This window comes from Methylobacterium sp. CM6246, assembly GCF_054818005.1.
This window is the reverse complement of the sequence record NZ_JBTXKY010000001.1, coordinates 303,041-320,855: the sequence shown is the minus strand read 5'-3', so window position 1 is coordinate 320,855 and position 17,815 is coordinate 303,041. Positions and strand designations below refer to the sequence as shown.

Annotated in this window: 19 protein-coding genes and 3 pseudogenes; 10 read left to right on the top strand and 12 right to left on the bottom strand. The window is 64.2% G+C overall.

Features of this window, described 5'->3' with window-relative positions; translation table 11 throughout:
• Positions 1-24: 24 nt before the first annotated feature.
• The 5 genes from ACYQPG_RS01600 to ACYQPG_RS01580 form a co-directional block, all read right to left on the bottom strand.
• Positions 25-765: a hypothetical protein gene (locus ACYQPG_RS01600; RefSeq protein WP_461230070.1), complete on the bottom strand. Its 741-nt coding sequence runs from the start codon at positions 763-765 to the stop codon at positions 25-27.
• A 340-nt stretch (positions 766-1,105) separates the two neighbouring features.
• The gene (locus ACYQPG_RS01595) at positions 1,106-1,957 is read right to left on the bottom strand and encodes a fumarylacetoacetate hydrolase family protein (RefSeq protein WP_461230069.1); all 852 of its coding nucleotides are present in this window, start codon (positions 1,955-1,957) and stop codon (positions 1,106-1,108) included.
• A gap of 59 nt (positions 1,958-2,016) precedes the next feature.
• On the bottom strand, positions 2,017-2,628 hold the full coding sequence (locus ACYQPG_RS01590) for an alpha/beta hydrolase (RefSeq protein WP_461230068.1): 612 nt from the start codon (positions 2,626-2,628) through the stop codon (positions 2,017-2,019).
• Positions 2,625-4,019: an MFS transporter gene (locus ACYQPG_RS01585; RefSeq protein ID WP_461230067.1), complete on the bottom strand. Its 1,395-nt coding sequence runs from the start codon at positions 4,017-4,019 to the stop codon at positions 2,625-2,627. Before ACYQPG_RS01585 ends, ACYQPG_RS01590 begins: the two co-directional genes overlap by 4 nt.
• 81 nt (positions 4,020-4,100) lie before the next feature.
• Positions 4,101-4,643 carry a carboxymuconolactone decarboxylase family protein gene (locus tag ACYQPG_RS01580; RefSeq protein WP_461230066.1) on the bottom strand — a complete coding sequence of 181 codons (543 nt, stop codon included), beginning with the start codon at positions 4,641-4,643 and terminating at the stop codon, positions 4,101-4,103.
• Positions 4,644-4,795: 152 nt separating this feature from the next.
• Between ACYQPG_RS01580 and ACYQPG_RS01575 the strand changes: the two genes are divergently transcribed.
• Both ACYQPG_RS01575 and ACYQPG_RS01570 read left to right on the top strand, forming a co-directional pair.
• A complete protein-coding gene (locus ACYQPG_RS01575; protein WP_461230065.1) occupies positions 4,796-5,698 on the top strand; it encodes a LysR substrate-binding domain-containing protein in 903 nt (300 codons plus the stop codon).
• 85 nt (positions 5,699-5,783) lie between these two features.
• Complete coding sequence (locus ACYQPG_RS01570) at positions 5,784-6,434, top strand: polysaccharide deacetylase family protein (RefSeq protein WP_461230064.1); 651 nt, start codon at positions 5,784-5,786, stop codon at positions 6,432-6,434.
• 8 nt (positions 6,435-6,442) lie between these two features.
• Here the strand turns inward: ACYQPG_RS01570 and ACYQPG_RS01565 are convergent, their stop codons facing one another.
• Positions 6,443-7,390, bottom strand: a complete 948-nt coding sequence (locus tag ACYQPG_RS01565; RefSeq protein ID WP_147899421.1) for an IS481 family transposase — start codon at positions 7,388-7,390, stop codon at positions 6,443-6,445.
• 139 nt (positions 7,391-7,529) lie between these two features.
• On the opposite strand from ACYQPG_RS01565, the pseudogene ACYQPG_RS01560 reads away from it, so the two are divergent.
• A pseudogene (locus tag ACYQPG_RS01560) lies at positions 7,530-8,478 on the top strand (IS110 family RNA-guided transposase).
• Between the two features lie 279 nt (positions 8,479-8,757).
• Here the strand turns inward: ACYQPG_RS01560 and ACYQPG_RS01555 are convergent.
• The gene (locus tag ACYQPG_RS01555) at positions 8,758-9,111 is read right to left on the bottom strand and encodes a hypothetical protein (protein WP_461230063.1); all 354 of its coding nucleotides are present in this window, start codon (positions 9,109-9,111) and stop codon (positions 8,758-8,760) included.
• A gap of 222 nt (positions 9,112-9,333) precedes the next feature.
• Between ACYQPG_RS01555 and ACYQPG_RS01550 the strand changes: the two genes are divergently transcribed.
• The 4 genes and pseudogenes from ACYQPG_RS01550 to ACYQPG_RS01535 all read left to right on the top strand — a co-directional run bounded on the left by ACYQPG_RS01550 (position 9,334) and on the right by ACYQPG_RS01535 (position 14,264).
• Positions 9,334-9,966, top strand: coding sequence for an IS110 family RNA-guided transposase (locus ACYQPG_RS01550; protein ID WP_461230062.1), 633 nt, complete (start codon positions 9,334-9,336; stop codon positions 9,964-9,966).
• Positions 9,967-10,271: 305 nt separating this feature from the next.
• Positions 10,272-11,148, top strand: a pseudogene (locus ACYQPG_RS01545) (integrase core domain-containing protein); the annotation flags it as partial.
• A gap of 291 nt (positions 11,149-11,439) precedes the next feature.
• Positions 11,440-13,797, top strand: coding sequence for a bifunctional diguanylate cyclase/phosphodiesterase (locus tag ACYQPG_RS01540; protein WP_147909908.1), 2,358 nt, complete (start codon positions 11,440-11,442; stop codon positions 13,795-13,797).
• On the top strand, positions 13,794-14,264 hold the full coding sequence (locus tag ACYQPG_RS01535; RefSeq protein ID WP_419830983.1) for a BLUF domain-containing protein: 471 nt from the start codon (positions 13,794-13,796) through the stop codon (positions 14,262-14,264). Before ACYQPG_RS01540 ends, ACYQPG_RS01535 begins: the two co-directional genes overlap by 4 nt.
• A 258-nt stretch (positions 14,265-14,522) precedes the next feature.
• On the opposite strand, the gene ACYQPG_RS01530 is transcribed toward ACYQPG_RS01535, so the two are convergent.
• Together ACYQPG_RS01530 and ACYQPG_RS01525 are read right to left on the bottom strand one after the other, a co-directional pair.
• Complete coding sequence (locus tag ACYQPG_RS01530) at positions 14,523-14,699, bottom strand: hypothetical protein (protein WP_187193442.1); 177 nt, start codon at positions 14,697-14,699, stop codon at positions 14,523-14,525.
• A 224-nt stretch (positions 14,700-14,923) separates the two neighbouring features.
• The gene (locus tag ACYQPG_RS01525; protein ID WP_187193443.1) at positions 14,924-15,088 is read right to left on the bottom strand and encodes a hypothetical protein; all 165 of its coding nucleotides are present in this window, start codon (positions 15,086-15,088) and stop codon (positions 14,924-14,926) included.
• Between the two features lie 366 nt (positions 15,089-15,454).
• Between ACYQPG_RS01525 and ACYQPG_RS01520 the strand changes: the two genes are divergently transcribed.
• Both ACYQPG_RS01520 and ACYQPG_RS01515 read left to right on the top strand, forming a co-directional pair.
• Positions 15,455-15,640 (top strand): hypothetical protein, encoded by a 186-nt coding sequence (locus tag ACYQPG_RS01520; RefSeq protein WP_461232531.1) that lies wholly within the window; start codon positions 15,455-15,457, stop codon positions 15,638-15,640.
• Positions 15,625-15,798 (top strand): annotated as a pseudogene (locus ACYQPG_RS01515) (DUF4113 domain-containing protein); the annotation flags it as partial. The gene ACYQPG_RS01520 and the pseudogene ACYQPG_RS01515, both read left to right, overlap by 16 nt.
• A gap of 253 nt (positions 15,799-16,051) precedes the next feature.
• On the opposite strand, the gene ACYQPG_RS01510 reads toward ACYQPG_RS01515, so the two are convergent.
• The 3 genes from ACYQPG_RS01510 to ACYQPG_RS01500 all read right to left on the bottom strand — a co-directional run bounded on the left by ACYQPG_RS01510 (position 16,052) and on the right by ACYQPG_RS01500 (position 17,372).
• A complete protein-coding gene (locus ACYQPG_RS01510) occupies positions 16,052-16,285 on the bottom strand; it encodes a hypothetical protein (RefSeq protein WP_147941622.1) in 234 nt (77 codons plus the stop codon).
• Positions 16,286-16,719: 434 nt separating this feature from the next.
• Positions 16,720-16,905, bottom strand: coding sequence for a hypothetical protein (locus tag ACYQPG_RS01505; protein ID WP_147909903.1), 186 nt, complete (start codon positions 16,903-16,905; stop codon positions 16,720-16,722).
• Positions 16,906-17,105: 200 nt separating this feature from the next.
• Positions 17,106-17,372: a hypothetical protein gene (locus ACYQPG_RS01500; protein ID WP_147941623.1), complete on the bottom strand. Its 267-nt coding sequence runs from the start codon at positions 17,370-17,372 to the stop codon at positions 17,106-17,108.
• Between the two features lie 149 nt (positions 17,373-17,521).
• On the opposite strand from ACYQPG_RS01500, the gene ACYQPG_RS01495 reads away from it, so the two are divergent.
• On the top strand, positions 17,522-17,677 hold the full coding sequence (locus ACYQPG_RS01495) for a hypothetical protein (RefSeq protein WP_187193444.1): 156 nt from the start codon (positions 17,522-17,524) through the stop codon (positions 17,675-17,677).
• Positions 17,678-17,815: the final 138 nt, after the last annotated feature.

The following is a 17,815-nucleotide window of genomic DNA, read 5'->3' as shown; positions in this document are numbered from 1 at the left end:
GCAATACCGCAGACATCGGATGCTCTATTCGTCGCCCGTGCGCTGACCAGGGAGGCGCCGCTTCGGCATGGATGGCGCATCCCGCAGCCACGTCAGCAAGCCGAGGTTGTCACGGTACGAGCGCAGGATCGCAGCCTCGTCCTGAACGGCGTCCTCTGCACGAGGCGGCTTCGGCCTTGTGCCGAGCGTCTGATAGTACTGAAAAAACGCTTTGGCATGGTGGATGGTGACGTAGAACGCTGTCGAAGAAACTATTATTGCAATAATGATGCAGATCCATAACCTGGTATCGTAGCTTGCCGGGTTTGCGTAAAACAGCCCGCCGATGCAAATTATGGATCCTATGGTTGCCCTGAATGCAAGATATGGAACGACGCCTACTTTGTAGGACTCGTAAGGCCCTGTCTCATCCGGCTTATACGCCGTGAGAGCGAAATCGGCGTCTACCTTGAGGAAAGTGCCCAACTTTTTCGACAGATCGACTTTTCTTTCAAGCGCCAGGAGAATCAGAGAGCTATATAGCGAGCTCTGAATGAAGGCGATCGACATCAGGAAGGACGCGAGCAGCGTCATATACACTGGCGTATTTCCGCTTTTTTGAATGTATTGAGACGATGAAAGTCCAACGATGGCCGCCACGATTGTCGCCATGACGGCGACTATCTTTTGATCGGCTTCCGACCAAGCACCGATCTGCTTGTTGACCATGTCGTTCTCGATCTTCAGCCACTCGAAAAGCGCTTTGTCCCGATCCGCAACTTCCATCTCAACGAGCTCCGGCGACGGTTTCGAACTCCCGAACCCTTCCGCGCGACATCGGTAGCACGCGGGGTCGACCCTGGTCATGCGAATGAAAATCGGGACTCCGCGAGGCCGTCGGGGAACTCGGTTCCTTAGCTGGGGGGCATCGCGCCGCTCCGTCCGCATCGAAATCCTGCCTGAACGGCTCCGACAGGTCGGCTATGCGCATTGCCGGGACGATTTGGAGAAGCGCCTCGCGCCGCGCGCCGAAATCCACCGACGTGCGGCGAGGAGGGCGGGCCGGTTGCCCTTCCGACCCTACGATCCCAAGCCGGCCGGCAGGGCCCGAGCACGTGTGACGGACCTAGCCGTGATCGTATCGCCTGATCCGCTGGCTCTGCTGCCCGAGGCCTTCGATTCCGAGCGAGACCGTGTCGCCCGGCTGCAACCAGACGGGCTCGGGCTTGATCCCCATGCCGACGCCCGGCGGCGTGCCCGTCGCGATGATGTCGCCGGGCAGGAGCGTCATGTATCGGCTGCAATAGGCGATGATCGCTCGCACGCCGAAGATCATCGTGCGTGTATTGCCCGTCTGACGACGGGTTCCGTTCACGTCGAGCCACATGTCGAGACGCTGCGGATCGGGGATCTCGTCCTTCGTCACGAGCCAGGGTCCGATCGGGCCGAACGTATCGCATCCCTTGCCCTTGTCCCATTGACTGGACTGAAGCTGGAAGGCTCGTTCGGAGACGTCGTTCACGACGCAGTACCCTGCGACATGATCGAGGGAACGCTCTTCGGTGACGTACCGCGCCGTCGATCCGATCACGATGCCGAGCTCCACCTCCCAGTCGAGCTTGGTGGAGTCGCGGGGCTGGATCGTGTCGTCGTTCGGCCCGCAGACGGCGCTTGGGGCCTTGAGGAAGATGATTGGCTCGCTCGGAATGGCCATGCCGGCCTCGGCCGCGTGGTCCGAGTAGTTGAGCCCGATGCAGATGAACTTCGAGAGGCCCGTGAACGGAACGCCGAGGCGTGGGCTTCCTTCGACCCGGGGCAGGCGCGTCGGATCCGTCCGCGCGATCCTGGCGAGACCGTCGGGGGCGAGTTCAGTCGGGTCCATGTCGCGGCACACCGACGAGAGGTCGCGCAGGACGCCCGCGGCATCGACCAGAGCGGGCCGCTCGGACCCGACCTCACCGTAGCGACAGAGCTTCATCGATTATCTCCTGATGGGGGGTGGTTCGAGTGGGAGGAAACCGGCCCGGCGGATGCCCTTTAGGCGAAGGCGGCGAGCCAGTCGCGGGCAAGGGCCACGTCGGCCGCCGTCAAATCATGACCGCAGGGTAGGACATGGTGGGTCGCTCCGGCGCCCTGGTCGGACAGACACCGCGCCAGATCGGCCCCGAGTGCCGGCGGCGCGATCAAGTCCGTCTCGCCCGAAACGACGACGGCGCGGCGACCAACGAGGACAGCGGACGCGATACCCGTCAGCGGTGGAACGGCGCGCAGTAGGATCGCGCCCGCCAGGAGGGCGGGATGCAGGAGCATGAGGGCAGCCGCGATGTTCGCTCCGTTCGAGAAACCGAGAGCGACAGGGCGCTCGAAGCCGTATCGGCCGCGGGCGGCCGCGACGAAGGCGGCGAGATCGTCGGCCCGTCGGACGACCTCGGATCGCTCGAAACACCCGTCCGGACGGCGGGCGAAGTGGCGCAGCTTGCCAGCTTCCGACACGGCCCCGCGGACGGCCAACATCGACGCGTTGGGAGCCGCTGCCCGGGCGAAGGGTACGAGTTCGTCTTCGTCGCCCCCGGTGCCGTGCAGGAGGAGAAGCGGCCACCGTCCGCCCTTCGACGGATGCCAGCTGTGGATCAAGGCGTCGAGGCTCACCGGCCGGCCTCCGGCTCGAAGGCGAGCCCGGAGGCGGCGGGAAGAGGTGTGGCTCGCGTGAAGGGACGTCGTGTCGCCAGGAGCAGCACGGCGATGCCCGTCAGCATCAGGCCCGTCATGAACCAAAGGCCGGGCGTCAGGCTCCCGGTCGCGTTCCGGATCCAGCCGAGCAGGAAGGGACTCACGAAGCCTCCCGTGAGGCCGAGGCAATTGATCAGCGCCAACCCGCCCGCAGCCGAGCGCTCGGGGAGATAGGCCATCGGGATGCCGTAGAAGATCGGCATTGCGCCGAACAGCGTCGCGGTCGCGACCGAGAGGAGAGCCAGGACGACGGGGAGGTTCGCGCCGGCGAGGGACGCCCCGATCAGTGCGCAGGCGCCGACACCGACGCACACGGCGTAGTGCCACCGCCGCTCCTGCCGCCGGTCCGAGCGCCGGGACAGCCACACCATGCCGATGCCGCCGACCGCATAAGGGATCACGGACCAGAGGCCGATCGCGGCGGCCCCTCGGATACCGGCGGCCTGCATCATCACGGGCATCCAGAAGGTGATCGCGTAGAGGCCGCAGACGAGGGTGAAATACGCCAGCGCCAGGACGTAGATCCGGGGATCGCGGAACGCCGCACCGAAGGCGTGGCCGCCGCCGGCCAGGTTTGCGTCCCGGTCGATCTCCGTCAGGAGGAGCGTCTTCTCGGACGGCGTCAGCCAGGGAGCATCCTGGGGCTTGTCGACGAGGACCCGGAGGGCGGCGAGCCCGAGGAGCACGGCCGGCATTCCTTCGAGGAGGAACATCCACTGCCAGCCCCTGAGCCCGAGGACACCCTGCATGCCTTCGAGGATGAAGCCCGACACGGGCGCCCCGATCACCCCGGCGAGCATGCTGCCGCTCAGGAAGATTGCGGTCACTTCCGCCCGGCGCCGGTTCGGATACCAGAGGGTCAGGTAGTACATCACCCCGGGTGCGAGGCCCGCCTCGAACGCGCCGAGGACAAGCCTCAAGGCATAGAACGAATGCGGGCCGGTGATGAACATGGTCGCCGAGGACGCGAGCCCCCAGAGGATCAGGATGCGCGCCAACGTTCGCCGGGCGCCGACGCGCTGCAGGACGATGTTGCTCGGGACCTCGCAGAGGAAATAGCTGACGAAGAACAGTCCGGCGGCGAGGCCGTAGACCGCGTCGTCGAAGCTCAGCTCCGCGCGCATGTGCAACTGTGCGTAGCCGATGTTCACCCGGTCGAGATAGGCGGCCACGTAGCAGGCGAAGAGGAACGGCAGCAGGCGCCACTGCAATTTGCGGTATAGGGCGGCGCGATTCACATCGTCCGACGCGAATGAACCGGCCGGCGGCCGGCCGAGCACGGGCAAATCACCTCCGGGCGTCACGTTCATTCCCTGTCCTCCCTGTTTGGCTTCCGGAACTTGCGTCCGGTTCGAGGGTGATTCGGGCGTAGACCCCCTCTGCGTTCGCCGTCAGAGACGTGCGAACCCGTCCTCGAGCGCGATATCGAGGGGGAGGAGGATGCGGACGACGCAGTTGTACCAAGCGACGGTCAGGACCAATTCCAGTCGCTCCTGCTCGTCCAGGACGCCGCACAGTTCGGCCCACAGGCCGTCATCGGCCCGACCGGTCCGCGTCACGTCTCGGGCGAAGCGCATGACGGCGCGTTCGGGAGCGGTGAATAGGTCGTCCGTCTCGAACGTCGCGAGCCGCTCCAGCTTGGCGTGGGGCAGCCCTGCCTTCACCGCCGAGTTCCAATGATGCGCGACCTCGTAATCGGCCCGCGTCTCCAGGCCGACGGTCAAGACGGCGAGTTCGCGCAGTTGCCGGTCGAGAAGCGTGCTGCGACGCAGCGACATCGCCATGGCGAGGACCCCGTCACAGAGGTCGGGCGCATTCGCGACGGCGAGGAAGACGTTCTCGACCGGCTGTCCGCGCAGCGCCTCCAGGCGGTCGAACAACCCCTGATGATCCGGTCCGACGCTGTCCCGGCTGGCATTGGCAATCCTCGGCAAGTCGAACTCCCGACCAGGGCGGTTGCACAGGGCGGCACCTCCGTCGGGGGGAGCGCGTCCAGGTCCGAAGCCGTATAGCGCGCCGGCTCGCATCGATATAATGATATCGACGCATTTAATTGATCGATGTCGTCGATCGAACGGGCAGACAGATGGAACTCCGTCACCTGCGCTACTTCGTGGCTCTGGCCGAGCACCTGAGCTTCACGCGGGCCGCGCGGCAGACGCACATCACGCAATCGACCCTGTCTCATCAGATCCGGCAACTCGAGGACGAGATCGGGCAACGCCTGTTCGACCGCGTCGGCAAGCGCGTGTTTCTCACGGAGGCGGGGCATAACCTGCTGCCCCGTGTCCTGCGTGCCCTAGGCGAACTGGACCAGGGCCTGCGGGCGCTCTCCCCCCAGGATCAGGTGCTGACGGGCCGGCTCAGGATCGCGGCCACGCATACCTTCAACATCAATCTCGTTCCCGCCTGCCTGACCGAGTTTCTCACCCGGAACCCGTCGACGCGTGTCGTCGTGGAGGAACTCGCCGCCGGCGTGATCGAGGAACGGCTCCTCGCCGGCGCGCTCGATCTCGGCATCTCCTACAGGCCGGAGCACCAGCAGGATCTGGCCTTCGAACCCCTCTACGACGAACCCCTGGACCTTGTGCTATCGCCCGACCACCGGTGGTCGACCCGGAAATGGGTGCGGATGGCGGAGCTCCACCATCAGCCTGTCGTGCTGCTCTCGCCGGAATTCACCACGCGTAGGCTGCTGGATGAATGCTTCCGGCAATGCGGCGCCGTCCCGCACTTGGTCGCGGAGATGAATACGATCGGCCCGATCCTCGGCCTCGTACGGCGGATGAACATCGCCGCGATCCTATCGAGGCAGGCCGTCCCGGAGGACGGGACGCTGCTGTCGGTGCCGCTGGAGACACCCACGCCCATGCGGAGCCCCGGCGTGCTGCTGCGCCGGAACGAGGTCCTGCCCCCACACGTCGCTTCCTTCCTGCACACGCTCCGTCGCGCCTGCGATGGGGCTTCCCCCCCGCAGCGACGATTGTGAATTCGGTATCCTCGCGGGGCGCGGGGCTCTTCGATGCGTCCGCGCGCCCCACGGCGGACGAGCCGGATCCGGATTGGAGCGAGATATGGCAACCAAGCAGGTGACCCTCACCTTCGACAACGGCCCCACGCCGCACGTGACGGACCGGGTCCTGGACATCCTCGACCGCGCCGGGATCAAGACCACCTTCTTCGTGATCGGCCAGAGGCTCGACGACCCCGCCGCGGCCGATCTGATGCGGGCCGCCCACGCGGCGGGGCACTGGATCGCGAATCACACCTTCACGCATTCGGTGGCGCTCGGCGACCGGACGGACCGGGACTATGCGCTCCGGGAGATCGAAGAGACGCAGCGCCGGATCGGCTCGCTCGCGAGACCCGAGAAGCTCTTCCGCCCATACGGGAACGACGGGCTGATCGGCCGGCACCTGTTGAGCCGGGCGGCGCTCGATCACCTTCTCGCCGAACACTACACGACGGTGACCTGGAACAGCGTTCCAGGCGACTGGAAGGACGCGGACGGCTGGGTTGAGACCGCGATCGCGCAGGTGCGGAAACTGGATTGGAGCGTCGTAGTCATCCACGACATCGAAGCGGGATGCCTTTCCCGGTTGCCCGAGCTGATCCGACGCCTGACGGATCTGGGGGCGACGTTCGAGCAGGCCCTTCCGCGGTCGGTGATCCTGACCGAAGCCGGACGGGCCGTGTCGATGTCTTCGGAATTCATCTCCGATTAATCGTCGCACTAGGTGTATGGTCCCGGGATGAGGTGTGACGGGTCGATCCTGAAGCGATTGGGTTCTTTCGTCCAGGCGTTCAAGATGAACTCAGTTGGTGTCAGGCCCCGCAGGGTCTTGAGCCTGCGAGCATGATTGTAGGCATCGACGAACAGGTGCAGATGCGTTCGAAGCTGGTCGTGGCTGTCGTAGTGGTAGCGCTTGACCGTCGCCTCCTTGATCGTGCGGTTCATCCGCTCGACCTGTCCGTTGGTCCAAGGATGGTTCACCTTGGTAAGCCGATGCTCGATGTCGTGCTCGTTGCAGACGCGGTCGAAGATGTGCTGGCTATCGTAGATGTCCTGTCGGCGTGATGTGAACTGAACGCCGTTGTCTGTGAGCACGGTGTGGATGCGGTAAGGCACCGCCTCGATGAAGTCGCGCAGGAACTGCGCCGCCTCCATCTTGCCGGCGCTCTCCACGAGCCGCACGAAGGCAAACTTGCTGGTTCGATCAATGGCTACGAACAGCCTGAGCTTACCTTCGGCCGTGCTCACCTCAGCGATGTCGACGTGCACATAGCCGATGGCGTAGGTCGCAAAGCGCTGCTTCTTGGGTTTGTTGCCGTCGATCTCGGGTAGTCGGCTGATGCCATGCCGTTCCAGGCAGCGATGCAGCGAGGATCGCGTCAGGTGCGGGATCGTCGGCTGCAAGCCGTAAAGGCAGTCGTCAAGCGGCAGCAGGGTGTGCCGGCGGAAAGCGACAATGATCGCTTCCTCCTCAACGGTGAGCACGGTGGAGCGCGGTTCCTTGGGTCCCATCCGGGCATCCGCTGTGCTCGTCCGTTTACGCCACTTCTGCACCGTCGTCGGACTGACGCCGTAGCGCTTGGCCAGCGACCTTACGCTCTCTTCACGTAGCTGGATCGCGCGACGGACTGCCTTGTATCTTTGAGTTGCCCGCTGGAGTGAAGCCAGTGAGGCTACAAGGTGAGGGTCAGCCCGTGTTTGCCTAGGGTTTTCTAAGCCCGCGACAGAGCAAGGTGCGGCCCTCACCGCCACAGTCCCGAACCCGGACAGCCGCTCGGGCCAGAGCCCGCATTTGCAAGGTAGGGTCATGGACGAACAACCCACCATCTTCGTCGGCATCGACGTGTCGAAGGATCGTCTCGACGTTCACCTCAGACCGTCGGACGAGGCATTCCATGTCCCGCGTAACACCTAAAGAGCTGGATGCTCTCGCGCGTCGGCTCAGTGGCTTACCTGTGGCCCTCATCGTCCTGGAGGCTACCGGTGGCTTCGAGGCGAGCGTCGCTGCAGCACTGGCCGCTGTCGGGCTGCCGCTTTGTATCGTCAACCCGCGTCAGATCCGCGACTTCGCCAGAGCGATGGGCCGGTTGGCGAAGACCGACACGCTCGACGCCGAGGTCATTGCCCTCTTCGCCGAACGCATCAGACCACCGGCCAGGCCCTTGCCGGAGCCGGAGAGACGGCACTTCGCCGAGTTCGTGAGCCGGCGGCGGCAGATCATCGGGATGATCTGCATGGAGACCAACCGTCGCGATCAAGCCGTGGACAAGCAGCTGACCCGGCGGCTCGACCGACACATCGGCTTCCTGGAGAAAGAACTCGCAGAACTCGACAGCGACATTGGACAAGCCATCAAGGCCTCTCCGGTCTGGTGCGAGACCGAGGCGCTGCTCAAGTCCGTGCCCGGGATCGGTGACGTGACCGCACGCACGCTTCTGGCCCAGTTGCCCGAGCTCGGCACCATCGGGCGCCACCAAATTGCGGCGCTCGTCGGCATCGCTCCCATCAACCGCGACTCCGGTCTGATGCGAGGTCGAAGATCCATCGCGGGTGGACGAACCTCGGTGCGGGGCGTGCTCTACATGGCCGCTCTGACCGCGATCCGGCGAGGCTCTCCTTTTCGGTCCTTCTACGAGCAGCTGACCCAGCGAGGTCGGCCGAAGAAGGTCGCCCTCGTCGCCGTGATGCGAAAGCTCCTGGTGACGCTCAACGCCATCGTTCGCGACCGCACGCCCTGGCGGTCGATCACCGCTTGACCTTCAACACAGCCGCTCCGTCGTGGTGGCGCTTCCATGGAGAACCTGGCCCATAGCGCATCCCTCGCAGCATGGTGGTCAACCGTACCACCACACCGCGGGATCAAACACCTAGCCCCCTGCGGGGGGGCGAGACAGTTTGGACACCGGTAGGAACGTGCGAGGGCATTCCCCACCAAAATCCTGATACGCGAAATCTTCTCGGCGACGATAACCGCTGGCGATCAAGCCCACTCGACATCCCTCGTGGATGGCGAATGAGCCTGTAGGATATAAGGCCTATGGCTGCGGATCTTGTCCGGACATCTCCTCCTGATACAGCCTCGCATCCTCCACGCGCTGTTTGAAGGCTTCCTCCCGATACCTCCCCAGGCTGAATACGAATGCCACGCACATTTCCATGCGATGTGCCGCGAGTGTCTTGCGGGCCTCTTCAAGGTCCGGGTATGGCCTGGAATAATCTCTGAATATTCCCCCCATACCTCTCATGCGTATCGTGTAAATGTTGGTTCCATCATCGTCGATGTTATCGATTATATGTGAGTAAGAGACCAAAAAATTAATGAAATCGGTTTCATCATCGGGTGTAGAGATTACAGGTTCATCCAAGGCGTGACCTTTGTCATTGATCATTTTGTATATGTTCCTTTAAAACTTTGTGTTCAGATTGGGCAAATTCGGACGCTTGGCGTTATTGTCTATCAGTCTAACTCGTGTCCAAACGTGGCACAGAATAATGATGCTCGCTTCGATATATGCTCTTGACTACTTGATGGAATTTTTCGGGAGTCAAGTCGTAAAATGATGCTTGGTTCGGATTTTTCGGGGGAAAACACGATTTGATCGTCCCGACGAATGACCGCATATGGAAAGCGTACATTGCGATCCGAGCGGCCGGGTTGGGTCATTTCCGGAACAACCGCTTCCCGATGCTGCGCCGCGAACGGATTGTCATCCTCGGAGAGATTGTTCGCAAAATGCGCGCTTATGGATCTGGCCGATCACATCGAAGCGTTGAGCGAGCGCCTTCACCGCTTGGACCGCGAGATTGTAGCCCGGTCACGGGAGAACGCGGATCTCCGGAGGTTGACGGCGATCCCTGGTCTCGGACCCATCTCGGCCGCGTCGCTGAAGGCCCTCGTCCCTGATCCGAGTGGGTTCGTCTCGGGACGGCACTTCGCAGCTTGGCTTGGTCTGACACCGCGCGCTCATTCCAGCGGAGGCAAGGAGGGTCTGGGCCGGATCTCGAAAATGGGCAATCCGACCTTGCGAACCTTGCCGATCCTGAGCGCGACCGTAATCCTGCGCCAAGCGCGCAATGGCGGCAAATCTCCGCCGTGGTTGCAGGCGCTCTTGTCGCGTCGTCCTCCGAAGGTCGCCGCCGTTGCGCTGGCCAACAAGACGGCGCGCATCGTCTGGGCCCTCCTTACAAAGGGTAGCCATCATCGGAAACCTGTTATCGCTACATCGAGCGCAATGGGCGCGTGACGGCAGAGACCAGACATAGCTGACCCGCGCCGGTGCCTGGCAGGGGCAGGGTGTGCAGCAGCAGCGATGAGACCCGACGGGACGTCACCCCGAAGTGAGACAGGCCTTCAAAGCCGATGCGCCTCCGAGCGCGCAGATATGATCTGCCACTCACCTCGCGGACTCCATCGAGGCCAGCCGGTCCATGACCGCGCCCAAAGGCCGGACATATGACTGCACCGTTTTCGGTGGGGGATCTGTTGCTGAGCGCTCTTGTCCGCAGGGCCGTTCCACATAGGGCTTCGAGCCATGTGGAGGATGCTGTCCTGGGACGAAAGAAGCATACGGCTGAAGAGAGTGTTGCCAAGCTTCGCCAAGTCGGTGTTCTAGGCTCGCAAGGACGCAAGGTCGCCGAAGCAATTCGATCCATCGAGGTGACCGAGGCCACGTATTTCCGCTGGCGGTCCGAATACGGTGGCCTGAAGGGTGATCAGGTCAAGCGGCTGAAGTCCCTGGAGACCGAGAATTAGCGCCTTCGTTGGGCGATCTCTGACCTGACCTTGGAGAAGCTGATCCTGAAGGAGGCGGTATCGGGAAACTTTTGAGCCCAGCTCGCCGCCGGGCTTGTGTCGACGACGTCGTTGCCGAGCACGGTGTGTCCGAACGCTTCGCATGCCGTGTCTTGGGTCAGTATCGCTCGACGCAGCGCAAATCCTCCGTCGTGGTCGAAGACGCCGGAGCGTCCCGACTACGACTGGTCGTACGATTTCGTTGAGCACCGCACGCACAACAGGCGCAAGTAACCGGATGCTGAACGTCATCGACGCGTTCACACGCGCGGGTCTGGCCATCCGGATCGCTCGTAAGCTTAAGGCGCTGGACGTGATCGACGTGCTCTCGGACCGGTTCAGCCTACGCGGGATACCCGTTCATATCCGCTCCGATAACGGGCCGGAGTTCATCGCCAAAGCCGTTCAGGACTGGATCGCAACGGTCGGATCGACGACCGCCTACATCGAGCCGAGCAGTCCATGTGAGAACGGGTACTACGAGAGCTTCAACGCGAAGCTGCGGGATGGACTCCTCAACGGCGAGATGTTCGACATCCTCAAGCAGGCCAGCGTCGTGATCGAGCAATGGCGGAGGCACTACAACGGCATCCGATTGCACGCGTCGCTCGGCTACCACCCGCCTCCCCCGGAGGTCGTCATTTGGCCAACGGAACCGAGCAGTTCAGGGCCGATCGCTCACCCCGCAATCGTCGCGCCCCGACGATGCACTAACGTCGAGCTTGGGCCACCGAATGAGGGCAGGCCAATGTCGCGACCGCCTCCCGCACAGCCAGCCAAGGACCAGTGGCATTGTAACTTATGTTATTGGCGACTCGAAGTCATGGTCCACGTCGCCCAATAACTGTGATGCATCTTCTAGCACCTCGAATTCTGCAGCTTTTATTAACTGACCAAGCTTAGGTTTTAGGCCCCGGAGCTTGGTATGCGATCAGTTTATACGTGTCTCACCCAGGCGCACGATCACGGGCTGATCCTGCTCGCTGCAGGCGTCTGCATCGTTGGCGTCTACGGCTCGTTTTCCGTCGCGACCCATGCGGCGCGTTCCGAAGGGCGCGCGGCTGCGGTTTGGGCGTGCGCTAGCATCATCGCCTCGGGCTGCACCGCCTGGGCCACTCACATGATCGGCCTGCTGGCTTTTCAGCCAGGCATGCCCGCGGCGTTCGATCCCTATCTGACCACCCTGTCGCTGATGGTCGCCATAGCGGGGATCGGGATCAGCGTCGCCCTGGCGATCGGCCAGCGCAGTCGTGCCTATCGCTTCCTGATCGGCATCCTCCTCGGCGCCAGCGTCGCCGCTCTGCACTACCTCGGCGAGGCATCCTACGTCGTCGCTGGCACAGTCGCCTGGGATCCGCACCTGTTGGCCCTGTCCATCCCCACGAGCCTGCTCGTATTCGGCACCGCCATGGTCGTTACGGGCGAGCGGCGCCGCGACCTCCGACGCGCTGGGGCGCCACTCCTGATCGCTGCCATCGCCATCCTGCATTTCTGCGGGATGGCCGCGATGACGCTCACCTTCGATCCGGCGCGCCTGCTGCCCCCCGAGGCCGTCCCGCCGGAGCTGATGGCGCCCGTGGTGGCGGGCGTATCGCTCGGCTTGCTGGCTCTGGCCTTGGTCGGGCTGCGCCTGACCCTGAATTTCCGCGCCCAGGTTCGGCGAGACCAGGAACGCTTGCGCGAATTGGCCAGCCTCGCGGTCGAGGGGCTAGCGGTCTGTGACGGGATGGTGATCACGACCGCGAACCGCAGCCTCGAGCGTCTTTCGGGCCTGGGCGCAGGCGCGCTGAACGGCCGCCACCTGTCCGAGCTGTTCCCCGGGCTCGACGTCACCACGATGCCTGAGCGCGAGGAGCGGGAGGCGGAGCTGATCGGCGCCGACGGGCAGCGCGTCCCGGTGCGCGTCCTGCGCAGCGACGTCCGACTGGGCGGCAAGCCGCAGACCGTGCTGGCCGTCCGCGACCAGCGGGAGCGCCTGCAAACCGAGTCCCGGATGCGCCTGCTGGCCTTTTCTGATGCGCTGACCAATCTGCCCAACCGGACCCGTTTCCACGAATTGGTCGCGCAGCACGCGGCGTCGTACCATGAGCACGGGCGTGCTTTCGCGATCCTCATGCTCGACCTCGACCGGTTCAAATTGGTCAACGACACGCTCGGTCACGGCCTTGGCGATACGCTCCTGCGAAAGACCGCCGAGCGCCTGAAATCAGCGCTCGGCGCGCATGACATCGTCGCACGCCTTGGCGGCGATGAGTTCGCGGTCCTTCAGGTCGACGTTGCGGGCTCCGAGGCCACCCATGCGCTGGCGACTCGCATCATCGATCTGATGGGCCGGCCGTTCCTGATCGACGGCATGCTCGTCAACGTCGGCGCATCGGTGGGCGCTGCGCTCGCCCCGATGGATGGCATCGATCCCGATCAGCTTCTGCGCAATGCCGACCTCGCGCTCTACAAGGCCAAGGCGGACGGCAAGGGTACGTTCCGGAGGTTCGAGCCCGCGCTGGACGCGCGAATGCAGGCCCGCCGCGGGTTGGAGGCCGATCTGCGGCGCGCCATCGCCGTTCAGGAGTTCGAGCTGTACTACCAACCGCTCGTCGACGCGCGCACCGGCCGCATTAACGCCGCCGAGGCGCTGGTGCGCTGGCATCATCCGGATCGTGGCCTGGTCTCGCCGGCCGACTTTATCCCGCTGGCCGAGGAAACCGGTCTGATCGGACCGTTGGGGCAATGGGTGCTGCGCACCGCCTGTGCCCAGGCGGCGCGTTGGCCGACGCATATCCGCGTGGCCGTGAACCTCTCGCCGGCCCAGTTCCGGGACGTGCGGCTCGCCGACACCGTGAAGGCTGCGCTTTCAGCCGGAGGCCTGAGCGCCGACCGGCTGGAACTCGAGATCACCGAGGGCGTGCTGCTGTCGGACGAGGAACGCACGCTCGCCACGCTGACCCGGTTGCGGGCAGCCGGCGTGAGCATCTCGATGGACGATTTCGGGACAGGCTATTCCTCGCTCAGCTATCTCCGCCGCTTCCCGTTCGACAAGATCAAGGTCGACCAGTCGTTCGTGCGCCAGCTCCCGTCCGATCCGGAGAGCGCCGCAATCGTGCGGGCGATCATCACCATGGGGACGTGCCTTGGGATGAGCATCACGGTGGAGGGTGTCGAAACGGCAGAGCAGTTCGCCTTCACGACCGCGGAAGGCTGCGATCAGGTGCAGGGCTACCACGTCAGCCGCCCGCTGCCGCTCGGCGAGTTCCTGTCGTTCGTTGATGCGCGCGAGGCTGCATGACACCGCCCGACGATACCGACCTGTTCCGCTTGGTCTATCGGAGCCGCAGTACGATCGCCGGGGACGCCGAGGCGGTGCAGCAAACCATCGACGCGGCGGTCGCCACCTCGCAGCGCCGCAACGTCCAGGCCGGCGTCACGGGTACGCTGATGTTCACCGGGCTGTTCTTCGTACAGGCCCTGGAGGGGTCGCCTGCGGCTGTGGAGGCGATCTTCGATCGGATCTGCTGCGACCTGCGCCATACCAGTCTCGAGGTCATCGAGTGCGGTCCGGTGCTGGAGCCGGGCTTTGGCAACGGTGCGATGACCTACCTCGTGCCGGACGCTGTCGCCGGGGCGCTGCTCGACCGTATGGGGGTTGAGGTCGAGCTCGCTGATGCCGCAGCAGCCGCGATGAGGCTTATGGCTGCCCTGGTTCGAACTGGACCTCGCGCCATCGAGCCGGTTCAGAACGTCGTAGCTGAATAAGTCCGAGCGCTCGTTCTGCGTTCGCCATGCCGGACTCCCGCAGACCCGCACCGTCTGTTCCGACCCAGTGCCAGCCCAGCTCACAGTGCGCTAACCGGATCCCGGCACCCTACACGGGCGCCGGTGCGATAGACGACCTCCCCCGCCAGCCCGTGATCGGATCGGGCCGCGCGTCCAGCAGGCTGACAGCGCTCCCCACGCCATCGACCTCCACCTCGGATGTCAGCCGATCGATCGCCGGCGTGAGGCTCGATGTCGTCAGACCCGGATCTCTTCAGCATGCAGGCCACCAGCCCGCAGGTGATCGGGGATGTCGGCGTGATCGTAGTATCCGGCCTCGTGGGCCATGGCGTCCAACGCGGCGATCGGGTCGGCGGCCGAGCCGGTCCAGAGGATCGTGCCGGTCGCGCCCTGACGGATCTGAAACACCTTCATCACCACACCTCCCACGCATGTCGAGCGGTCAAGCGTAGCGGCGTCTTCGACGTTCCTGGCCTACCTCAATCGGTCAGCGTTCCGGATGGGCAGCCCTTGCTCGCTTCCGGGCTATCTGAGCGTCCACCAGCGGCCGGCGCCCACCCGCACCAAGACCATCGGCGCGGCCCCAATCGCGGACGTGTTGGTCGCGTTATGCGGAACCGGAACTCGTCGGAGTCGAATCAGGGCCATGGGATCTTCCATCGGGTCCTGGTCGAGGCTTCACCGGCCGCAAACCCATGCTTGTAGCCGACCTTGTAGATGCCAGACAGGATCGCGGCGATGCAGGTCCCGATCACGATCTGGTCGAACAGCGACAGGGAGTCGAACCAGGCCCAAAACAGCATGCCGCTATACCTCGAACCCTGTATCGACGCGACGCATGAACCAGAGCGTCATCCGGTGACAGTCCCTGGCCCATTCCATTGCATGAGTACGACGCCAGAAGGTGATGATCTCGTGAACCGGCAACGAGCAGGGCTCCCGGTAGCGGAAGCGGTATCCGGCTCTCGACGCCTCGACCATGCCGCGGTCAGCCGGAGCCATCAGGTTGCATCCTCGCAAGCCGAGGCCGTGCTTGTGTCTTGGAGATAGCTCGGCAGGAGGCCAGGCGGGGCGGCTACAAAGGGGGCGCCTGACCGCGGCAACCCCTTGCTGGGCAACCCCGCTTCTGGTCGCATGGCTCAGTGGCTGCCTCGGCGTAGCTCGACCGGATGTCATCCGGTCTCGCCTCCACGTTGATCCCGAACCCCGCCGCGATGTGGCACGGGGCCAGCGAGAACATCTCCGAACGTGCCTCGCCGTGCCGCCACCGGACCCCGGCGCGATGGGCGACGGTGCGCGAATCGGCGCTCGACTTTTGCTTCGGCGCCGACGCCCACGGCGATCCGAGCCGCTGATGGCCGCCATGGACGCCTGCAATGCACGCTGGGGGCGTGGCTCAATGGTGCCGGCCCGTGCGGGACTGGTGGCCAAGCGGGAAGGGAACGCGACGTTCGAGATGCGCACCCAGCGCTACACCACCCAGGTGGGCGACCTGCCGATAGCCCACACCTGACTATGGCCCGAAGCGATGGTGTGAATGCAGCCTGGGAAGGACGTCAGCTTCACGGCTGCGTAAAACGGAGCCTGCCGGCGATTGTTTGCTGAGGTCGGTCGGCATACGTCGATCACGTCGGATCGCGATGGCGTCGCTGTCCTGCAGCCCTCCCAAGGGCGTTTCCTCTCAAGTCTTCGGGCCGCCCCTTCGGGCGTGGCCTTTTCGTATCTAAGCGTGGTCGAGGCGGTCGCCGGGATTTAGAGCGTCGTCGTCACCCGGCCTCGGCCAATTCATCGACACTGGAGGCGACGGTGAAGCCTTCACGATCGAATACAGTGTAGATCACCACCGCCGGCGCGACGTCGAGGCTGGCGATATGTGCGACAGCGGCCTCTCTAGCGCTCGCTACCGTCTCGTAGGGATCCGGCAGTTGATACATGCGCGTCTCTACCTCCTCATCGGATGAGGCAGGCTCGGCAATCGTGACTTCGATCGTGTAAGACATGCCCGTACGCCCCCTGGTTCAGTGAAAAACACCAAAAAACCATAGCAATAAAATGATCGGCAACGGTATTCCGATCAGCCATAGCAACCCACCGCGTAGCATGTCCGCCTCCGCTCGTTCGTCCAACTCGCTCGGTTCTCAGCGATTGCCAATCAGAAACGCACGAGAACCAGAAAGCGATGCGTGCCCTCAGAACGAAAGCTGGGGAGATTGCCGAATGCTGACCGAATAACCCGCAGACACCTCTTCCTGCCTGCACGCCCAAGCACTCCGGCGCGAGCAAGGGCCAGGCTGGCCTCGCATCCCCGTTCCCGGCCGGCATGCCGGCGCGCTCGCGATCTGGGCGGCAATCGGAGGCTCGCACGTCAGCAACACCAGGATCCTGGCGCGTGTGTTCTTGCGCAGCCGCGTGCCGGTGCGTTCCACGCACGCCGCTACTGCAACCTCCCGGTCCCGGCGTTCAGGCCCAGGCAGATGGCCAGCGCGAGCAGATCGCCGGCGGTGAGCCACACACCGCCATCCACGCGCCAATGTTCGAAATCGTCATCGGCCTCGACGGTGTGGCCGCGGGACGTGATGACGGCCACGGCCTCGGCGATCGGGTCCGAATCCTCGAGCATGCGCTATGCCGACGCCACGGTCATCCGGCGGCGCGCTTCAGCAAGGCGCTCGTCGTCCGCTACATCGGGCATGTCGGCCGCGACCTTCTCGACGATCTCGCGCGTCATCGCCTCGTCCAACCCAAGGCCGCGGGCGAACCCATCGAGGCGGCGCATCATATGCTGCGTTGCAGTCCGATCGGGCGGGGACGGCTCATCGCTCATCCCTGGACCGGGAAGCCCATGAGGACAGCGGTCATCACCATCGTGCGCCTCAGCCCCGGGGTGGTGGCCTCTTCCGCCAGCAGTTTCTTGGCCTGGGGGTGCATCTCGATCGCCTTGGCTACGTCGACCCGGTGACCGGACTTGAAGACGAACGGCTCGGCGTTGGCATCCGTCAGGTAGGCGGTCGTAGCCGCTGCGATCTCGTCGTCCGTCACCTCGGACTTGCGGCGCAGGTCGCCGACGCTGGGGATTTCTTTGGCCATGCGGTAGAGCTACAGCGCCCTGCCCGGGGCGTCCATCAGGCCGCCACTCGACGCCAGCTTGGCCGTATTAGGTTTCAGCCCCGATAGGGCGCATAGGGTCTCATCCCTCAGCGCAATCCCGTGCCCTGGGCCACGACACGGAGGCCGAGATGGCGCTCGAACTCAAGACCGGCAAAGCGCAGAGCGTCACGGCAGAGGACTTCAACGAGCGGGTGAAGCGCCTGCTCGCAAACAAGCCCGACCCGCAGAAGGCTGAGCCAAGGGGTAGAAGCTTCAAACCCAGCAAGCCCCCGACGAACACCTGAACAGCGACTACGTCGGCCGGGCGGCCATAACATCACGGCTCGCCCGGCCCGCGCGCACGCTCCCACCGCGTCCGCGGCTGGTGTGCGCCACATGATATCGTCGAGATCCCGTCGCCACGTGACCACGTTACAACGTGG